This window comes from Streptomyces sp. NPDC107581 (assembly GCF_055657175.1).
Map to the genome: position 1 here is coordinate 111,115 of NZ_JBVKBH010000016.1, position 16,275 is coordinate 127,389.

The 16,275-nt window shown below is 70.2% G+C and carries 7 protein-coding genes; 5 read left to right on the top strand and 2 right to left on the bottom strand.

What is annotated here, in order from left to right; translation table 11 throughout:
* Positions 1 to 488: 488 nt before the first annotated feature.
* On the bottom strand, positions 489 to 3,137 hold the full coding sequence (locus ACZ7P3_RS33405; protein WP_472087392.1) for a SpoIIE family protein phosphatase: 2,649 nt from the start codon (positions 3,135 to 3,137) through the stop codon (positions 489 to 491).
* 469 nt (positions 3,138 to 3,606) lie between these two features.
* Here ACZ7P3_RS33405 and ACZ7P3_RS33410 point away from each other — a divergent pair, with 469 nt between their 5' ends.
* Complete coding sequence (locus tag ACZ7P3_RS33410; protein ID WP_472087393.1) at positions 3,607 to 6,876, top strand: GH92 family glycosyl hydrolase; 3,270 nt, start codon at positions 3,607 to 3,609, stop codon at positions 6,874 to 6,876.
* 64 nt (positions 6,877 to 6,940) lie between these two features.
* Here ACZ7P3_RS33410 and ACZ7P3_RS33415 read toward each other — a convergent pair whose 3' ends face one another.
* Positions 6,941 to 10,744, bottom strand: coding sequence for a GH92 family glycosyl hydrolase (locus ACZ7P3_RS33415; RefSeq protein WP_472087394.1), 3,804 nt, complete (start codon positions 10,742 to 10,744; stop codon positions 6,941 to 6,943).
* A 342-nt stretch (positions 10,745 to 11,086) separates the two neighbouring features.
* On the opposite strand from ACZ7P3_RS33415, the gene ngcE reads away from it, so the two are divergent.
* From ngcE to ACZ7P3_RS33435, 4 genes are all read left to right on the top strand, one after another.
* Positions 11,087 to 12,532, top strand: coding sequence for an N-acetylglucosamine/diacetylchitobiose ABC transporter substrate-binding protein (ngcE, locus tag ACZ7P3_RS33420; RefSeq protein ID WP_472087395.1), 1,446 nt, complete (start codon positions 11,087 to 11,089; stop codon positions 12,530 to 12,532).
* 28 nt (positions 12,533 to 12,560) lie between these two features.
* A complete protein-coding gene (locus ACZ7P3_RS33425; RefSeq protein ID WP_472087565.1) occupies positions 12,561 to 13,487 on the top strand; it encodes a carbohydrate ABC transporter permease in 927 nt (308 codons plus the stop codon).
* Positions 13,488 to 13,491: 4 nt separating this feature from the next.
* Entirely contained in the window at positions 13,492 to 14,415 is a 924-nt protein-coding gene (locus ACZ7P3_RS33430) for a carbohydrate ABC transporter permease (RefSeq protein ID WP_472087397.1), read from the top strand.
* Between the two features lie 629 nt (positions 14,416 to 15,044).
* Complete coding sequence (locus tag ACZ7P3_RS33435) at positions 15,045 to 16,256, top strand: ROK family transcriptional regulator (protein WP_472087398.1); 1,212 nt, start codon at positions 15,045 to 15,047, stop codon at positions 16,254 to 16,256.
* Positions 16,257 to 16,275 lie beyond the last annotated feature (19 nt).

Sequence of the window (16,275 nt, forward strand, 5' to 3'; positions counted from 1 at the left end):
CACGGCGGTACAGGGCCGCACCCCCGGCGACGGGGGTGCGGCCCTTCGCCTTCGCCGAGGCAGGGGCCGGGGCCGGGTGCGGGTCCGGGTCCGGGTCCGGGTCGGCCTCTGGCAGTCCGCTCGCCCCGGACCGGCCGCCCCCTTCCGGCAGACCGCCCGCCTCCGACAGACCGCCCGTCGGACAGACCGCCGGACGGACCGGCCGCCCGCCGGACGGATCGGACACCCCCGCCGGAAGAGCCCGGACACCCGCCGGACGACTCGCCCGGCGCCCGTGCCCGGACGCTCCGGGGCTCCCGGCCGCTCGGCGGCTCGGGCCGGCTCGCTCGGTTCGGCAGCTCGGGTCGGTTCCCTCGGCGTGGTGGCTCGGGTCGGCTCTCTCGGCGTGGTGGCTCGGGTCGGCTCTCTCGGCGTGGTGGCTCGGGTCGGTTCCCTCGGCGTGGTGGCTCGGGTCGGTTCCCTCGGCGTGGCAATTCCGGCCGGCTCTCTCAGTCCGGCAGGAGCCCCGGGAGGTTCGGCAGGGCCACCTCCGCCCAGATCACCTTGCCCTGAGGCGTGTACCGGGTGCCCCAGCGCTCGGTCATCTGCGAGACCAGGAACAGACCCCGGCCTCCCTCGTCGGTCGTCGCGGCGTACCGCAGATGCGGCGAGGTGCTGCTGCCGTCGGCCACCTCGCAGATCAGCGTGCGGTCGCGGATCAGGCGCACATGGATCGGCTCGGAGCCGTAGCGGATGGCGTTGGTGATCAGCTCGCTCAGGACGAGTTCCATGCCGAAGCCGAGCTCGGCCAGCCCCCACTCCTCCAGCTGGGCGGAGACGGCACTGCGCATCCCCGACACGGCGGCCGGGTCCCGCGGCACGTCCCAGTCGGCGACGTTCCCGGGCGGCAGGGCACGGGTGCGCGCGATGAGCAGGGCGACGTCGTCCTTCGGGCGCCCGGGCAGCAGCTCGTCCAGCACCGCCTGGCAGCTCTCCTCCGGCGGCCGGTCCGGGTGCCCCGCCAGCGCCCGGCGCAGCATCTCCATGCCCACGTCCAGGTCCCGTCGGCGGTCCTCGATGAGCCCGTCCGTGTACAGGACGAGCTGGCTTCCCTCGGGCAGTTCCAGCTCGGCCGTCTGGAACGGCATGCCGCCGATGCCCAGCGGCGGCCCGGCCGGCAGGTCGGGGAAGGTGGCGCTGCCGTCGGGGTGGACCAGCACCGGCGCCAGGTGCCCCGCACGCGCCATGACACAGCGGCGCGTCACGGGGTCGTAGATCGCGTACAGGCAGGTGGCGCCCGCGATCTCGGCGGCCGCCTCCGCGCAGGACTCGTCCTGGTCGATGCGGCCGACCAGGTCGTCCAGATGGCCCAGCAGTTCGTCGGGCGGCAGGTCGAGCGTGGAGAAGTTGTGCACCGCGGTGCGCAGCCGGCCCATCGTCGCGGCGGCGTGCAGGCCGTGCCCGACCACGTCGCCGACGGCCAGCGCCACCCGGCTGCCCGGCAGCGGGATCACGTCGAACCAGTCCCCGCTCACCCCCGAGTGGGCGGGCAGATAGCGGTAGCCGACCTCGAGCGCGCTCTGCTCGGGCAGCGCCCGCGGCAGCAGGCTGCGCTGCAGGGTGACCGCCAGGGCGTGCTCGCGGGTGTACCGGCGGGCGTTGTCGATGCTGACCGCGGCCCGGGCCACCAGCTCCTCCGCCAGCGACAGCTCCTCCCCGTCGAAGGGGTCCCGCTTGGAGCGCCAGAAGTTGGCCATGCCCAGGACGACGCCCCGGGCCTTGATCGGGGCGGCGATGAGCGTGTGGATGCCGAACTCGATCATCTGCCGGGTGCGCTCCGGGTCCTGTGCCCGCCAGCCCGTCGCGGCCGCCAGGTTGGTCACCAGCTCGGACCGGCCGGCGCCGTAGCCGCGGGCCTGGGGCGTGGAGGGCAGGAAGTCGATCAGCCGGCCCTTCTCGTAGAGCGGATGGTCGTCCCGGATGCCGACGAGGGCGACGCGCCGCATGTCCGTCGCCGTGGGGGCGGGCTCCTCGCCGCGCAGCACGGCGTCGGCCAGGTCCACGGTGACGAAGTCGGCGAAGCGGGGGACGGCGACCTGCGCCAGCTCGTCGGCCGTGCGGACCACGTCGAGGGTGGTGCCGATGCCCAGCCCCGCGTCGTACAGCAGCTCGAGCCGCTCACGGGTGACCTCCGCCCTGCCGGAGACCGCCTGCAGCTCGGTGGAGTCGCGGAGGGTCACCACGGTGCCCCGGGGGCCTCCCGCGCGGTCCGTGGGCCGCTGGTTGACGGCCAGCAGCCGTCCGCCGGCGAAGTGCACCTCGTCGGTGGCCTCGCGCCCGGAGGCCAGCAGCTGCACCATCTCGGGGTCGAGGACCGACAGCTCCCGCACATGCCGCCCCTCGGCCTCCAGGGGCAGCTCCAGCAGCCGCCGCGCCTCGTCGTTGGCCAGCAGCAGCCGCCCGGCGTCGTCGACGATGAGCACGCCTTCGCGCACCGAGTGCAGCACCGTGTCGTGGTGCTCGTACATCCGGCTCATCTCTTCCGGGGCCAGGCTGTGGGTCTGGCGCCGCAGCCGCCGGCCCACCAGCGCCGTCCCGCCGGTCGACACCAGGAGCGCTCCGGCCCCGGCGGTCAGGATGATCGGAAGCTGCCGGTCCACCTCGCTGGTCACGTTCTTGACCTTCAGCCCGGCGGAGACGAGGGCGGTCACCTTGCCCTTCGTGTCATAGACGGGAACGGTCGCCTGAACCTCATGGCCGAGCGGGCCGTGGACGCTCTCGGTGTAGACCTTCCCGGCCAGCGACGGCCCGATCCTGCCCACGAACCGCTGGCCGATCTTGCTCGGAATCGGGTGGGTGTAGCGGATGCCCTTGGTGTCCATGACCACGATGAAGTCGACGCCGGCAGCCTTGCGCCCCGCCTCGGTGAGCGGCTGGAGCACCTTGGACGGGTCGGGGGCGTCCAGGGCCTGCACGACGCCGGGAGAGTGCGCGAAGGTCTGCGCGACGGCTATGGACCGGCGCTTGGCTTCCATGGTCGTGTCGCGTTCCGATTGCAGGACGAGGGCGATGACGCCGCACAGCACGAGCACCACCACCAGCGCCACCTGCAGGACGAACACCTGCCCGGCGACGCTGCGCGGGCTCTTGCCTGCCATGGAGCGCCAACGGTTCCTGAATCGGCCAAAAAGGTCCGACATGCGATATTTCTAGCACCTGGCATTTCCGGGTGGCTATGGCTGGTCCAAGCGATGGACATCAAAAAGTGCCGACCCGCACGTCGTACGGCCGCTCCGGGCGGACCCGGTGGCGGTGCACACCGGGTCCGCGAGCCAGGCAGGCGAGGGGGGTTGGGTGCCTGCCCGGGTGGTGCTGGCTTGTGACGGCGAAGCTCTGTGCGGCTTCGCACCTGAGGACGCGACAACGTTGTCTTATGGTCTGTACATGACTTTACCGCGCCAACCGACAACGATGTCAAGCGCCTTGGGGTAGCCCGACCGGGTGATCCCGGCGCGTGCCGGCGGGGGCGTACGCGGTCTTCCGTGCTACGGGTGGCGCACGTTACTGTCCCTGCGGCTTGTGCGACCTGTGGTGCGCGACCCGTCCGTTTGGAGGAAGGGCCGCGTCATGCGTTTCCGTCCCATGTCCCTGCTGCTGGCCGCGGTGCTCGCGACCGGCGGCGGCGCCACCCCCGCCCTCGCGGCGAGCGCCGCTCCCCCCGACCTCGTCAAGGACCCGACCCCGTACGTCGATCCGCTGATCGGCACCAGGAATGGCGGCGACGTCTTCCCCGGCGCCGTCCTGCCCTTCGGCATGCTCTCCTGGAGCCCGGAGAACACCAGAGGTGACGCCACCCGCACCCCCGCGCCCGGCGGCTACCAGTACGACGCCACCCGCATCCGCGGCTTCAGCCTGACCCACATGTCCGGCACGGGCTGTGCGGGCGGCAGCGGGGACATCCCGTTCTTCCCGTACCCGGGCGAGGTCACCTCCTCACCGGCGAGCGACACCGGGGACGCCGTCTACGCCTCGGACTTCCGCCACGCCGACGAGACCGCCGGGCCCGGCCACTACAAGGTCGCGCTCGCCTCCGGCGTCACGGCCGACCTCACCGCGACCACCCGCACCGGCTCGGCCCGCTTCACCTACCCGGCGGACAAGCCGGCGTCCCTGCTCATCCGTACCGCCAACTCCGAGGTGGGATCGGAGCGGTCGACGGTCACCATCGACCCGGCGAGCCGGACCGTCTCCGGCTCCGTCACCTCCGGGAACTTCTGCGGCTACCTGGACCCGGAGGGCCGGCGCTCCTACTACACCCTGTACTTCACCGCCCGCTTCGACCGGGCCTTCAAGGCGGCCGGCACCTGGCAGGACGGCACCCTGGACCCGGGGTCCCTGAAGGCGTCCGGCGGCACCGGCGGCTTCACGCACGACGGACGGCCGGTCGCGGGCAAGGGCGCGGGCGGCTACGTCGAGTTCGCGCCCGGCACCGGCCCGGTCGGCGCCAAGGTCGGCATCTCCTACGTCAGCCGGGCGGGCGCCGCGGCCAACCTCGCCGCGGAGAACCCCGAGGGCCGCTCCTTCGACGCCGTCGAGGACGCGGCACGGCGCGCCTGGCGCGCCCGGCTGGCCGCGGTCCGGGTCGGCGGCGGCACCGAGGCCGAGCGCACCACCTTCTACACGGCGCTCTACCACTCCCTGCTGCACCCCAACGTCATCAGCGACGCCGACCGCAGATACCGCGGCGCCGACGGACGGCCGCACACCGTCGAGCGGCCGCACCGCGCGCAGTACGGCACCTTCTCCGGCTGGGACGTCTACCGCGACCAGGTGCAGCTGCTCACCCTGCTCGACCCGCGCACCGGCTCCGACATCGCCCAGTCGCTCTACGCACTCGCCCGGCAGAACGGCGGCGTCTGGGACCGCTGGCTGCACGGCGCGAGCGGCACCCACGTCATGAACGGTGACCCCTCGCCGACGGCCCTGGCCGGCATCCGCGCCTTCGGCGGCACCGGCTTCGACCTGAAGGGCGCGCTGCACTCGCTGGCCGAGGCGGCGACCGTACCCACGCCGCAGGACCTGTCCGCGGCCGGCAAGCCGGTGCTGTCGGTGGGCCAGCGGCCCTCGCTCGACAAGTACCTGAAGCTGCACTACATGCCGAGCGTCTCCAACGCCTGGGGCGGCGCCGCCGAGACCCTGGAGATGTCCACCGCCGACTTCTCGCTGTCCCAGCTCGCCGCGGCGGCGGGGGAGAAGGGCACGGCGGCCGCCTTCGCCCGCCGTGCACAGTGGTGGCAGAACAACTTCGACATCGCGGCCGCTCCGGGCGGCGGCTACATCGCCAACCGCAAGGCCGACGGCAGCTGGGTCACCGGCTTCACCCCCGGCACCGGCAACGGCTTCGTGGAGGGCACGGCCGCCCAGTACACCTGGATGGTCCAGCACGACCCCGCCGGGCTCTTCGCCGCGATGGGCGGCCGGGCGGCGGCCCTGGCCCGGCTGGACGACTTCTTCCACACGGCCGACGGCGGCTGGGCCTTCACCGGCCAGGGCGGCACCAAGTCCGAGCTGGACAACGAGCCGTCGGTCAACGTGCCCTACCTGTACGACTACGCGGGTGCCCCGTACCGGACGCAGGAGACCGTACGCGCCGCGATGCGGCAGCTGTGGTCGACCGGACCCGGCGGCATCCCCGGCAACGACGACCTCGGCGCGATGTCGTCGTGGTACGTCTTCTCCGCGCTGGGCATGTACCCGCAGGTGCCCTCGCGCGCCGAGCTCGTTCTCGCCTCACCGCTGTTCGAGCGGGCGGAGATCCACCGCCCGCGGGGCAACGACATCTCCATCCGCGCGAGGGGAGCGGCGGCCGACGCGCCCTACGTGCGGTCGCTGAAGGTCGACGGCCGGGCCGGCGACCGGCCCTGGCTGCCCGCCTCCTTCGTGCGCGACGGCGGCCGTCTCGACTACACCCTCGCCACCACCCCGGACCGCGGCTGGGGCGCGGCCTCCCCGCCGCCGTCCTTCCGGGCCGGCGAGCAGCCGTACCAGATCGGCGTCGGCCCCACCGCCGCCACCCTCGCGCCCGGGAGCAGTACGAAGACCGGCATCCGTGCGCTGGCGCTCGGCGGCGGCAGCGGGCCCGAGGTGCGCTTCAGGGTCGAGACCCCGCCCGGCGTCACCGCCACGCCCGCCGAGGGCACGGTCACCGACGGCTCCCAGGAGATCACCCTCACCGCGGCCCGTGACGCCGCCCAGGGCTTCCGCACCGTCAAGGTCGTCGTCACCTCGGGCGGCACCTCCTACGAGCAGCCGGTCTCCCTGACCGTGGCCGCTCCGGGCACCCTCCTCGCCGCCTACGACAACACCGGAGTCTCCGACGACGAGGGCGAGCACGACGAGGCCGACTACGACGGCGGCGGCTGGAGCTACTCCCGCCAGGCCCTCGCCGCGGCCGGTCTGGCCCCCGGCGGGCAGCGCACCGTCGACGGCCTCACCTTCACCTGGCCCGACTCGCCCGCCGGCCGCCCCGACAACGCCTCGGCCGCCGGCCAGACGGTCGAACTCGCCGCCCCGGCGGCCCGGTTGTCCTTCATCGGCAGCGCGGTCAACGGCAACCAGCAGGCCAAGGCCACCGTCACCTACACCGACGGCACGACCGACACCGTGGACCTGTCCTTCACCGACTGGACCGTGGGCGGCGGAGCAGGCACCGTCCAGTACGGCAACGAGGTCGTCGCGAGGACCGCGTACCGCAATGTCGCCGGCGCCGACAAGGACCCGGTGGCCACGTACGTCTTCGCCACCGAGCCGTTCACGCCCCCGGCCGGCCGGACGGTCGAGAGCGTCCGGCTGCCGGACAACGCCGACCTGCACGTGTTCACCCTGGCCACCGGCTGACCCCGCACCTGCCGAAGGGGCGGGCCCCGCGAGGGACCCGCCCCTTCCCGCTGCCCCGGGGGCGTCAGGCCAGCAACTCCACCTCGGCCAGCGTCGACTCGCCGTCGAGGACCAGGCGGAACCTGGTGTACGAACCCGGTGCGGCGATGGTGAACGCCCGGGTCTGGCGGTCCCATCGGAACGCCTCGCCGGAGCGGCGGTCCAGGGTCCGCCAGGTCGTGCCGTCCGTGGAGCCCTGCAGGGTCCAGCCGGCCGGCGCCCCGGTGTGGTCCGCCGACGAGGTCAGCGTGTACTGGAGAGGCTTGACGGCACCGCCGACCGGCAGGTCCACCGAGGTGACCGTCGCGCTCGTCTGGGACGTGTTGTCGAACAGGGCGCCGTCACCCTTCAGCACGTCGGCGCGGGGCGCCGGCACCTTGTCGTCGTGGGTGATGGAGACCGGGGCCGCGTTCCTGCCCGTGCCCCACGTCGAGGGCTTGGAGCCCATGAAGAACTCCAGCACACCGCCCTTGGCCAGCAACGAGTGGGGGAGCGAGGTCGACGTCCAGGGATGCCCGTCGACCTTCACGCCCTGCACATAGACGTTCTGCGTGCTGTTGCGCGGGGCCTTGATCACCAGGTCACGGCCGTTCTCCAGGTGCACGGTCGCCTTCTTGAACAGCGGGGAGCCGATCGCGTACTCGCCGCTGCCCATGACCAGCGGGTAGAAGCCGAGTGAGGAGAAGAGGTACCAGGCCGACTGTTCGCCGTTGTCCTCGTCGCCGTGGTAGCCCTGTCCGATCTCGCTGCCGGTGTAGAGCCGGGACAGCGCCTCGCGCACGTACTCCTGCGCCTTCCAGGGCTCGGCCGCCGCGTCGTACATGTAGATGACGTGGTGCGCGACCTGGTTGGAGTGGCCGTACATGCCCATCCGGACGTCCCGGGCCTCGGTCATCTCGTGGATGACGCCGCCGTAGGAGCCGACGAACTCCGGCGAGGCGGTCTCCGGGGTGGCGAAGTACTCGTCGAGCTTGTCCGCGAGGCCGCTGCGGCCGCCGTACAGGTTGGCCAGGCCCCGGCTGTCCTGCGGGGCGGTGAAGGCGTAGCCCCAGCCGTTGGTCTCCGTGTAGTCGTAGCCCCACACACGCGGGTCGTACTTCTCGGAGTCCAGGCGCCAGTTGCCCCGGGCGTCACGGCCCTGGAAGAAGCCCGCCTTGGAGTCGAAGAGGTCCACATAGTCCTGGGCGCGGTTGAGGAAGTACTGCGACTCCTCCTTGTACCGCTTCTCGCCCGTCTTCCTGTAGAGGGCCTCGCCCATCTTCGCGATGCCGTAGTCGTTGACGTAGCCCTCCATCGCCCACGACAGACCCTCGTCGGTGGCGGTGCTGGTGTAGCCGAGGAAGGGGGAGGTCGCCATGCCCTTGCGGCCCACCCCGGAGGACGGGGGGACGACCGTCGCGTTCTTCACCGCGGCGTCGTACGCCGCCGCGGCGTCGAACTTCACGCCCTTCACATAGGCATCGGCGAACGCCACGTCCGAGGAGGTGCCGGTCATCAGGTCGGCATAGCCGGGAGAGGACCAGCGCGAGGTCCAGCCGCCGTCCTTGTACTGCTGGACGAACCCGTCGACCATCTCGCCCGCCTGGGACGGGGTGAGGAAGGAGTACGCCGGCCACGTGGTCCGGTAGGTGTCCCAGAAGCCGTTGTTGACGTACACCTTGCCGTCGACGATCTTCGCCCCGGTGTGCGTCGGGGTGTCCGGGCCCGGCATGGGGGAGAACGGCGAGGCGTACCGGTCCTTGCCGCCGGCCCGCTCGAAGCCGGAGTTCGGGTACAGGTACAGCCGGTACATGCTGGAGTAGAGCGTGGTCAGCTGGTCCGGGGTCGCGCCCTCCACCTCGACCTTCCCGAGCAGCTTGTCCCAGGTCCGCTGGGCGTGCGCCTTCACCGTGTCGAAGGAGGTGCCGTCCGGGATCTCCTGGCGCAGATTGTCCTTGGCCTGGTCGATGCTGATCAGGGAGGTGGCCAGGCGCAGGGTGACCGTGCGGTCCGCGCCCGCGTCGAAGCGCAGATAGCCCTTGACGCCGCTGACGGCGCCGTCCGTGACCGGCTTGTCGAAGGTGCCGTACACGAACAGCCGGGTCGCGCCCGTCGACAGGCCCGACTTCACGTCCGAGTAGCCGGTGACGATGCCGTGCTCCTTGTCCAGCGTCAGCCCGGCTTGTTCGGTCACGTTGTCGAAGAGCACGCTCGCGTCGTCGCCCGGGTAGGTGAAGCGCAGCGAGGCCGCGTGGTCGGTCGGCGCTATCTCGGCCTTCAGACCGTTCTCGAACCGCACCCCGTAGTAGTACGGCCGCGCGGTCTCGTTCTCGTGCCGGAAGGCCAGTGCGCGCGCCTCCCGCCCGGTGTCCGGGGCGCCGGTGGCGGCCGACGGCATCAGCTGGAAGGTCTGCCGGTCGCCCATCCACGGGCTCGGCTCGTGGCTCGCGCTGAACGCCTGGATCGTCGGCAGGTTGTCGTCGTTGTTCGCACGTGCGTACTCGTACAGCCAGCTCAGCGACGACGCGTTCGTCACCGGCGTCCAGAAGTTGAAGCCATGGGGAAGGGCCGTCGCCGGGAAGTTGTTGCCGCGCGAGAAGCTGCCGCTGGAGTTGGTGCCGCGGGTGGTCAGCGCGTAGTCCGACAGATGTGCCTTCGGCTTCTCCGGAGCCACCTGCTTGAGGGCGACGTCGTCTATCCAGCCCCGGAACTTCGCCGGGCCGTCCGGGGAGTCGTACGCCACCAGGATCCGGTCGACGGTCTTGCCGGCCGCCACCGAGCCGATCCGCGAGGCCACGTTGTTCCACTGGTTGACGTACAGCGCCTTGGCCGCGCCCTGACCGCGCGGCGACAGCGGGAAGCCGTGCTGGTCCGTCGCGCCCAGGTCGCTGAGGTAGGTGCCGTCCGTGAAGGCCAGGTCCATGGCGACGTTGGTGGCGTCGTAGTCGCGGTCGCCGTCGGCCATCGACGGGAAGACGCGGTACGACAGCTGGGTGTCGCGGCCGACCTTCACGTTCACGTCGAAGACCTTGTTGTACGAGTACGCCCGCCCGGCCGCGGTGTGCCGTCCGGCGTAGCGCAGGGCCCGCTTTCCGGTGAATCCGGCCCGCGCCTTGGCCGTCGGCGAGCCGCTCGGGCCCTTGTCGACCAGCGAGAGCATGTCCTGCGGCACCGGACCGCCCCCGCCGCCCGTGGAGAACTGCACATCGGCGATCTGCAGGATGTCCGGGGCGCCGTTGTTCTTCGTCACCTCCAGCCGGAAGTGCTGGTACTCGGCCGGCTGGGCCAGGTCGAACGATTTCGTCTGGAACCGCTCCGAGAAGGACTCGCCCGAGCGGGTGTCGATCGTCTTCCAGTCCTTGCCGTCCGCCGAACCCTGGAGCGTCCAGTCCTTCGGGTCGCGCTCGTCGAAGTCGTTGGCCGAGGTGAGTGCGTACGTCACCAGCTTGATGGGCTTGTCCAGGTCGAACTCGGCCCAGCCGGTGGGCTGGAAGGTCAGCCACTTGGTGCCGGGCTCGCCGTCGACGAGGTTCTCCTTCACCTCACCCGCGCCCTCGTTCTCGCCGCTCGCCCGGACCTCGGTCACATGGTCGGTGACATTGCCCGGGATGCCGGTGCTGTAGCCGCCGTCCACGCCCGAGGCCCGCTTGCTCCCGTCCGCCCCCGTGTCGACGGTGTTCAGCCAGTCCGGCGCCGGATCACCGGCCTCGAACGAGGATGCGAACTCCCGGTCGGCCGGGGCCGCCTTGGCCGGCAGGGCGACCGCCGCGCCCTGTGCGCCGAGGGCCATGACAAAGGCGGTCGTGAGGACGACCGCCGGTCCGTATCTGTGCCGAGTTCTCCGCTGCATCTACGGATTCCCCTCCTGCACCCAGGTGAGACAACGTTGTCAACTTCGATGCGCAGGAACCAGTAGGTGGTCAAGTGGCCCTTGATGTCAAGGGTGTTGGGTGTGGCATTCAGGGGCCTATGTCTCGAATTTTTCCCTCGGGGCGCTCACAGGTCGCTCATATTTCCGAGAGGTCTCAACTCGGAAAAGACCCACCGCCAACCTTGCATTCGATCTTGCTCAGCTGGCGGGAAGTGGACTATACCTGTCGGCGTTTCCCCGCATGACCCTGCACTACCCGACTGCGGTGCCGGGGAGGATCCGGTTCACCGCCTGAGTCCTGGAGAAGGCGAGGACTTGAGCATGGGATCCACTGAGCACCACGGTGGCGAAGGTGTCGGCCGCCGCGATCTGATCAAGCGTTCGGCGGCGCTCGGCCTGGTGGCGGCCCCCGGAATGGGCCTGCTGTCCGCCTGCGCGAGCAGCGGCGGCAGCGGACAGGACAAGGCGAAGGCGGGCAAGAAGACCGCGAAGAACCCGCTCGCCGTCAACGAGACCGCGAAGATGGAATTCGTCCTCTTCGACGGCGGCTTCGGCAAGGAGTACGCCCAGGACGCGGTGAAGATCTACCAGAAGGACTTCCCCAAGGCGACGGTGAAGTTCTCCGCCACCCAGAAGATCCAGTCCACCCTGCAGCCCCGCTTCAACCAGGGCAACCCGCCGGACCTCATCGACAACTCCGGCGCCGAGCAGATGGACATGGGCGTGCTCGTGGGCAAGAACCAGCTCGCGGACCTCACCCCGCTGCTCGACGCGCCCTCGTACGACGACCCGAACAAGAAGGTCCGCGACACGCTGCGCCCCGGCATCGTGGAGATGGGCCAGTTCGACGGCAAGCCGGTCTGGATCCTGTACTACGCCTACACGGTCTACGGCGTCTGGTACTCGCAGAAGGCCCTGGACTCGCTCGACGCGGAATACCCCCAGACCTGGGACCAGATGCTCGCCGTGTGCGAGAAGGCCAAGAAGAAGGGCATGGCGGGCTGGACGTACGCGGGCAAGTACCCGTACTACATCCCCTTCTCGCTGTACCCGATGATCGGCAAGGTCGGCGGCCGTGAGGTGCTCGACGCCATCGACAACCTGGAGCCGAACGCCTGGAAGCACCCGGCCGTCAAGGCCTGCTTCGAGGCCTACTACGAGCTGTACAAGAAGGGCTACATCCTCAAGGGCACCCCGGGCCTGGACCACATCCAGTCGCAGACCGCCTGGGCCAAGGGCAAGGCGCTGTTCATCCCGAACGGCTCCTGGGTGGAGAACGAATCGGCCAATGTCATTCCGGCCGACTTCAACCTCGCCGTCTCCGCGCCCACCGGCATCGACAGCTCGGACAAGATGCCGTTCGGCACCATCTGGGCCTCGGGCGGTGAGCCCTTCATCGTGCCGGCCAAGGCGGCGAACTCCGAGGGCGGCATGGAGCAGCTGCGCATCATGCTCTCCGAGGCGTCCTCGAAGAACTTCACCGCCAAGGTGAAGTCGCTGACCGCGTACAACGGCGGCACCACCGGCATCACCCTCACCCCGGGTCTGAAGTCGGGTGTGGCCGCGCTGGACAAGGCCGGATCCAACGTGGTGAATCCGCGGATTCAGGACTGGTACGTGCAGCTGCAGAAGGAGAAGATCGGTGTGGCGGGACTCGGCGAGATGATGGCCGGCCGTCTCACCCCGGCCGAGGCCATCAAGAAGATCCAGGGCTTCGCCGACGAGGCGGCGAAGGACACCACGATCAAGCACTACAAGCACCAGTAACCAGCACCCTTACCGCACCGGAGTGGCGATGCAGCACGGCAAGTACCGGTTCATCGTGGGGTTTCTGGCTGCCCCCCTCGGACTGTACGCGCTCTTCGTGGTGTGGCCGTTCATCCAGTCCATCTACTACTCGTTCACGGACTGGACCGGCCTCAGCCCCGATTTCAAGATGGTCGGCTTCGACAACTACAAGAGGATGTTCCACGACGACATCTTCTGGAAGTCGCTGCAGCACAGCCTGCTCTTCGCCCTGGTGCTGCCGCTGGTGACACTCAGTCTGGCGCTGTTCTTCGCCTTCATGATCAATGTGGGCGGACGACGGAGAAGGGGCGGCCCCGTCGTCTCGGGCGTCCGGGGCTCGTCCTTCTACAAAATCGTCTATTTCTTTCCGCAGGTGCTGTCGATCGCGATCGTCTCGCTGTTGTTCGCCTTCGCGTACAACCCGGACAGCGGCGCGATCAACTCGTTCCTGCGGGGCATCGGCCTCGACAATATCCAGCCACTTTGGCTCGGTGATCCGAGTCTCGCGCTGTGGTGCGTGATGGCGGTGCTCGTGTGGTCCACGGTGGGTTTCTTCGTGGTGTTGTTCTCCGCGGGCATGGCGTCGATTCCGGCCGAACTGTACGAGGCGGCGCTGCTGGACGGAGCGAGCCGCTCCGCCACGTTCTTCCGCATCACCCTGCCGCTGCTGTGGGACACGGTGCAGTCCGGCTGGGTCTACATGGGCATCCTCGCGCTGGGCGCCGAGTCGTTCGCGGTCGTACAGATCATGACGACCGGGCCGGGCGGTCCGGACTACTCGACCACGGTGATGGTCCTGTACGTGTACCAGAAGGCGTTCCGGGACGGTCAGGCCGCCTACGCCACCACCATCGGCGTCGCCCTGCTCGTCGTCACGCTCGCGTTCGCCGCGATCGTGATGCGGCTGGGCCGTCGCGAGCGGCTGGAGTACTGAAGCGATGAAGACGACCGAGACCCCCGCCCCGCTGCCGGCCGAGTCCGGCGCGACCGTCTCCAAGGTCGACGTGGCGCCGCCGGAGCCCCCGGCGCGGAAGAGAGAGGGCGGCGTCCTCAACGTCTTCTCCCACGGCATGCTGATCCTGTGGGCGATCATGGTGGTCCTGCCGCTGCTGTGGGCGGTGATGACGTCCTTCAAGGACGACAGCTCCATCTTCGGCTCGCCCTGGTCCCTGCCGGACAAGCTGCACTTCGACAACTGGTCGCGGGCCTGGACCCAGGCCAACATGAGCGACTACTTCCTGAACACCATCCTGGTGGTCGGGGGCTCGCTGATCGGCACCCTGGTCCTCGGCTCGATGGCGGCCTATGTCCTGGCCCGCTTCGACTTCCCCGGGAACCGGTTCATCTACTACCTCTTCATCGGCGGCATGAGCTTCCCGATCATGCTGGCGCTGGTCCCGCTGTTCTACGTCGTGAACAACATGGGCCTGCTGAACACGATCCACGGCCTGATCCTGGTCTACATCGCGTACTCACTGCCGTTCACGGTCTTCTTCCTGACCGCGTTCTTCCGCACCCTGCCCACCTCGGTGGCGGAAGCGGCCTTCGTCGACGGCGCCTCGCACACCCGTACGTTCTTCCAGATCATGCTGCCCATGGCCAAGCCCGGCCTGATCAGCGTGGGGATCTTCAACTTCCTGGGCCAGTGGAACCAGTACATGCTCCCCACGGTCCTCAACACCGACCCCGACAAGCGCGTCCTTACCCAGGGCCTGGTCCAGCTGGCGGTCAGCCAGGGCTACAAGGGCGACTGGTCCGGCCTCTTCGCGGGCCTGGTGATGGCGATGCTGCCGGTGCTGGCGGCGTACATCGTCTTCCAGCGCCAGGTGGTCGCGGGCCTGACGGCGGGCGCGCTGAAGTAGCCGCACGCTGACGTATCCCCTCCGGCCCGGGCGCCACTGCGGCACCCGGGCCGGCTCCTTTCCGCCCGGCCGCGGGAGCGCATCGCGAGCGGACCTTGCCCGGCGGCCTCCTTTGCAGTCGCAATCCACACCGGGCGCAGCCGCACTGCACGCCGACCGCAGCCGCAACGCACACCGGGCGCAGCCGCACTGGACGCCGACCGCAGCCGTAACGCACACCGGTCGCAGTCGCGCTGCACACCGGGCGCAGCGGCACTGCGCACCGGCCGCAGCCACCCTGCGCACCGGGCCGCCGGTCTCCGGTCACAACCCGGTCACGGCCCGCCCCCGGATTCCGCGGCTGAACGATTCGCCGACCTCCGCGCGCCCCCTGCGCCGTACCCCTCGCACCCAGTGCCGGAGCCCCGTGCGGGCCCGTTTCCGCCCTGTTCCGGGTGGCACACACGTGTCCGCGAGGTGTCCGGGGCGGACCACGGAAGTGACAGCGATTTCCGTCAAGGACTTGACTGCGGTAACCCGTACAGCCGAGCTTGGAGTTCATAACTTGTAAGTGGCCCGGTTCCGCAGATGTGACCTGGGCCACGGGCGGCGCAGGGGCCGCCCGGCCGATGGCGGGAGTGGATGGGTCGATGGAGACTCCGGGGTCGCAGTCGTCGCTGCACCGAGCCAACCTGGAACGAGTCGTGCGTGCGGTACGGCTGGCGGGATCGCTCACGCAGGCGGAGATCGCGCGTACGACCGGCCTGTCCGCCGCGACGGTCTCGAACATTGTGCGAGAGCTGAAGGACGGCGGAACCGTCGAGGTCACGCCCACGTCGGCCGGCGGCCGGCGGGCCCGCAGCGTGTCGCTGAGCGGGGACGCCGGGATCGTCATCGGCGTCGACTTCGGCCATGCCCACCTGCGTGTCGCGATCGGGAACCTCGCGCACCAGGTGCTCGCCGAGGAGTCCGAGCCGCTGGATGTGGACGCCTCCTCCACGCAGGGCTTCGACCGGGCGGAACAGCTGGTCAACCGCCTGATCGCGGCGACCGGCGTCGACCGGTCCAAGGTGGCGGGGGTCGGGCTCGGCGTGCCCGGTCCGATCGACGTGGAGTCCGGGACCCTGGGGTCCACGGCGATCCTGCCCGGCTGGGGCGGCACCAAGCCCGCCGAGGAGCTGCGCGAGCGTCTCGGCGTGCCCGTGCACGTGGACAACGACGCCAACCTCGGTGCCCTCGGCGAGCTGGTCTGGGGCAGCGGCAAGGGCGTCCGCGACCTGGCGTACATCAAGGTCGCCAGCGGTGTCGGCGCCGGTCTGGTGATCAACGGGCAGATCTACCGCGGGCCGGGCGGCACCGCAGGAGAAATCGGGCATATTACACTCGATGAATCCGGCCCGGTCTGCCGCTGCGGGAACCGTGGCTGTCTGGAGACGTTCACGGCGGCGCGCTATGTGCTTCCGCTGCTCCAGCCCAGTCATGGCGCCGATCTGACGATGGAGGGCATCGTCCGGCTGGCCAGGGACGGAGACCCGGGCTGCCGTCGGGTGATCGCCGACGTCGGCCGCCACATCGGCAGCGGAGTGGCCAATCTCTGCAACCTGCTGAACCCGAGCCGGGTGGTCCTGGGCGGCGATCTCGCCGAGGCCGGAGAGCTGGTCCTCGGGCCCATCAGGGAGTCCGTCGGCCGCTATGCCATCCCCAGTGCGGCGCGCCAACTGTCCGTTCTTCCGGGGGCACTTGGCGGCCGTGCGGAGGTGCTCGGGGCGCTCGCGCTCGCTCTCAGCGAGATGGGCGATTCGACCCTTCTGGACGGTTCTGTCGCGGGCATTCTGTCCACGGCGCCCCCTGCCTTCACTTAGAGAACGGATGGCACCGTTG